At 68.7% G+C, this 3,752-nt stretch carries 7 protein-coding genes; all 7 read left to right on the top strand.

Annotated elements, in window-relative coordinates; all coding sequences use genetic code 11:
- On the top strand, positions 1 to 385 hold a 385-nt coding region (locus tag AC5JJ6_RS03490), incomplete at its 5' end, for a c-type cytochrome (RefSeq protein ID WP_496040712.1).
- On the top strand, positions 382 to 1,539 hold the full coding sequence (locus tag AC5JJ6_RS03495) for a cytochrome D1 domain-containing protein (protein ID WP_496040713.1): 1,158 nt from the start codon (positions 382 to 384) through the stop codon (positions 1,537 to 1,539). The genes AC5JJ6_RS03490 and AC5JJ6_RS03495, both read left to right, overlap by 4 nt.
- Positions 1,539 to 1,985, top strand: a complete 447-nt coding sequence (locus AC5JJ6_RS03500; protein ID WP_496040714.1) for an AsnC family transcriptional regulator — start codon at positions 1,539 to 1,541, stop codon at positions 1,983 to 1,985. Before AC5JJ6_RS03495 ends, AC5JJ6_RS03500 begins: the two co-directional genes overlap by 1 nt.
- The gene (gene ahbB / locus AC5JJ6_RS03505; RefSeq protein WP_496040715.1) at positions 1,976 to 2,467 is read left to right on the top strand and encodes a siroheme decarboxylase subunit beta; all 492 of its coding nucleotides are present in this window, start codon (positions 1,976 to 1,978) and stop codon (positions 2,465 to 2,467) included. Before AC5JJ6_RS03500 ends, ahbB (AC5JJ6_RS03505) begins: the two co-directional genes overlap by 10 nt.
- A gap of 4 nt (positions 2,468 to 2,471) precedes the next feature.
- Positions 2,472 to 2,915: an Lrp/AsnC family transcriptional regulator gene (locus AC5JJ6_RS03510; protein WP_496040716.1), complete on the top strand. Its 444-nt coding sequence runs from the start codon at positions 2,472 to 2,474 to the stop codon at positions 2,913 to 2,915.
- Complete coding sequence (gene ahbB, locus AC5JJ6_RS03515; RefSeq protein ID WP_496040717.1) at positions 2,912 to 3,397, top strand: siroheme decarboxylase subunit beta; 486 nt, start codon at positions 2,912 to 2,914, stop codon at positions 3,395 to 3,397. The genes AC5JJ6_RS03510 and ahbB (AC5JJ6_RS03515) overlap by 4 nt, the downstream gene beginning before the upstream one ends.
- A 30-nt stretch (positions 3,398 to 3,427) precedes the next feature.
- A partial coding sequence (locus AC5JJ6_RS03520) for a radical SAM protein (RefSeq protein WP_496040718.1) occupies positions 3,428 to 3,752 on the top strand: 325 nt, incomplete at its 3' end.

Raw genomic sequence — 3,752 nt, forward strand, 5'->3', positions numbered from 1 at the left:
GTCGGGCGGGTCGTGGCGCTCGCTCCGGAACTGGCGTGGTACGGCGAACGGGAGTTGGCCGATGCTTAGCCGGGTCTTCGCTGCCGTCGGCGCCCTGCTGCTGGCGGCGGCGCCGGTCTTTGCCGCAACGCCGTCGCCCAATCGACAGGAAGCCTTGCGGCACATGGTCCGGCAGGACTGCGGATCGTGTCACGGCATGACGCTGAAGGGCGGACTGGGCTCGCCCCTGCTGCCGCAGGCGCTCGACGGCATCCCTGCCGAAAGTCTGGCCGAAATCATCCTGAACGGCATTCCCGGAACGCCGATGCCGCCCTGGGCGGGGCTGCTGAGCGCCGACGAAGCGGGCTGGATCGCAAACGAACTCAAGAAGGGACTGGCGCCATGATCGGGAGGAGCCTTACCGCGCTGGCGGCATCGATGCTGCTCGGCGCCTGCGCCGCCGGTCCGGAACTTCGGGGAACCGGGGACCTGGGCGTCGTGATCGAGCGGGCCACCGGCAGCGTGAAGCTGGTCGAGCACAGCCACGATACCGTGCTGGGAGAAGTCGGCGGATTGGGCGACCTGAGCCATGCCGCCATCGTCTTTTCACGCGACGAGCGCTTCGCCTATGTGTTCGGCCGCGACGGCGGACTGACCAAGCTGGACCTGCTGACGCGGAAGACGTCGGGCCGGGTCGTGCAGGCCGGCAACAGCATCGGCGGCGCTATCTCGGAGGACGGCCGGCTGGTGGCCGTCGCCAACTACGAGCCGGGAGGCGTCCGCGTCTTCGATGCGGAAACGCTGGCACCCGTCGCCGACATCCCGACCGGCTCCAAGGTCGTTGGGCTGGAGGATGCGCCGGGCAACCGCTTCGTCTTCAGCCTGTACGACACGGGTGAAATCTGGCTGGCGGACCTGAGCGAGCCGGCTTCACCCCGGATCACGAAGTTCGCCGATATCGGCCGCCAGCCCTACGACGCGCTGGTGACGCCGGACGGCCGCTACTACATCGCCGGCCTTTTCGGCGAAGACGGCCTCGCCATGCTCGACCTGTGGCGGCCGGAAGCCGGGGTGCGCCGGGTGCTGGCGGGCTACGGCCGGGGCGAGACGGCGCTGCCCGTCTTCAAGATGCCGCATCTGGAAAGCTGGGCGGTAGCGGACGGGCACGCCTTCATCCCGGCGGTCGGACGGCACGAGGTCCTGGTGATCGACCTCGCGACCTGGACGGAGGCCGGACGCATCCCGGTGGAGGGGCAGCCGGTCTTCGTCATGGCCCGTCCCGACGGCCGCCAGCTCTGGGTCAACTTCGCGCTGCCCGACAACGGCGTCGTGCAGGTGATCGACGTGCCGTCGCTGAAGGTGGTCCATCGGCTGGAGCCCGGCCCCGGCGTTCTCCATCTGGAATTCACGCCGCGCGGCGAGCGGGTCTGGCTGTCGGTGCGCGACGCCGACCGGATCAAGGTCTACGACACCGCGACCTTCGCCCTTCTCGCCACCCTGCCCGCCGAGAAGCCGAGCGGCATCTTCTTCACCGCCCGCGCCCATCGGATCGGCCTGTGATGGACGCCCTGGACCAGCGCCTGCTGGACGAGTTCCAGCGGGGTTTCGGGCTGACCCCCCGCCCCTTCGCGGAGATCGCGGCGCGGCTGGAGGTGAGCGAGGCCGAAGTGATCGACCGGCTGCGCCGGCTGACGGAGACCGGCGCCGTCCGCCGCGTCGGCGCCGTCTTCCGGCCCAACCGCGTCGGAGCCAGCACGCTCGCGGCCCTGGCGGTGCCACCGGAGCGGCTGGAGGACGTGGCCGCCCTCGTCGGCGCCTTCGCCGAGGTCAACCACAACTACGCGCGCGAGCACCGGCTGAACCTGTGGTTCGTGGTGACCGCTCCCGATGCGGAGCGGGTAGCGCAGGTGCTGGCCGAGATTGCTGCGATTACCGGACTGACGCCGCTCGACCTGCGTCTCGAGCGGGACTTTCATGTGGATCTGGGATTTCGACTATGGAATTGACTGAAACCGATCGGCAGTTGATCGGTGCGCTGCGCGACGGCCTGCCGCTGGTGGAGCGGCCCTACGAGGCGCTGGGGAACAGCCTGGGCCTGGACGAGGCTGTCGTAATCGACCGCATGTGCGGCTTCGTGAAAGAGGGAATGATCTCCCGCATCGGCGTGGTCGTCGATCACGCAGCACTGGGCTTCGATTCCAACGCCATGGTGGTCTGGAACATCCCCGACGAAGAGGTCGAGCGGGTCGGCGCGATGTTCGCCGGGCTGTCGTGGGTCAGCCTGTGCTACCGCCGGCCCCGCCGGCTGCCGGAGTGGCCCTATAACCTCTTCACCATGATCCACGCGCGCGACCGCGCCTTCGTGGAGGACCGGGTTGCCGTCATGGAAACCCTGCCGGACACGATGACCCAGCCCCCCGCGATCCTGCACACCACGCGCCGATTCAAGCAGACCGCCGCATGCTACGGCACGGCGAGGGAGGGCTGACGCCATGGACGCAATCGACCGCCGCCTGATCGACCGCCTCCAGGACGGTTTCCCGCTGGACGACCGGCCTTTCCGGACGGTCGCGGAAGAACTTGGACTGGATGAGGACGACGCGATCGTCCGGGTCCGCCGCCTGCGCGAGACCGGCGTGCTGACGCGATTCGGGCCGCTCTACCATGCAGAGCGGATGGGCGGCGCGCTGCTGCTGGCGGCGCTGAAGGTGCCGCCGGAGGATTTCGAGCGGGTCGCGGCGCTGGTCAACGAACTTCCGGAAGTAGCGCATAACTACGCCCGCGACCATGCCTTCAACATGTGGTTCGTGCTGGCGACCGAAACTCCCGAGGGGATCGATGCCGCCATCGCGGAGATCGAGCGGCGCACCGGCCTGACCGTCCATCCCATGCCCAAGCTGGCCGAATACTTCGTCGGCCTGAGGTTCGCCGTATGACCGCCATCCTCGATGAAACGGACCGCCGCCTTGTCCTGGCAACCCAGGAAGGGCTGCCGCTGGAACGCCGCCCCTATGACGTGCTGGGCGACAGGCTGGGCATTCCGGGCGGCGAGGTCCGGGAGCGTCTGGCCCGGCTGCTCGACGGCGGCCAGATCCGCCGCATCGCCGCCGTGCCCAACCACTACAAGCTTGGCTACGCGCATAACGGCATGAGCGTGTGGGACGTCCCGGAAGACCTGATCGACGAAGTAGGAGCCCGCGTCGGCGCCCTGCCCTTCGTCAGCCATTGCTACCACCGGCGGCCCTCGCCGCCGGACTGGCCCTATACCTTGTTCGCCATGGTCCATGGCCGGAGCCGGGACGAGGTCGAAGCGCAGGTCGCGACGATCGCGGCGCTGCTCGGACCGGTCTGCCGGGGGCACGAGGTCCTCTACAGCACCCGCATTCTCAAGAAGAGCGGCCTGCGCCTTTCCGCCTGAACAGGCCAAGGCCCGAGAAAGAAAAACGCCATGTTCCGACTCAGCCAGTTCATCGCGGGATTGCTCTCCCCCGACACCAAACCGTCCAGAACGCGGCCGCCCGGCGGTGCCGGCATCCGCCCCGTCGTCATCTGGAATCTGGTGCGCCGCTGCAACCTGACCTGCCTGCACTGCTACGCCTTCGCCGCCGATCACGAGTTCCCCGGCGAGTTGACGACGGCCCAGGCGCTTGGCGTCCTGGACGATCTGAAGGGCTACGGCGTCCCGGCGCTGATCCTGTCCGGCGGCGAACCGCTGCTGCGCACCGATCTGTTCGAGCTGGCTGCCTATGCGCGGCCGATGGGGTTCCATCTGG

It is taken from the genome of Skermanella sp. (assembly GCF_059503625.1).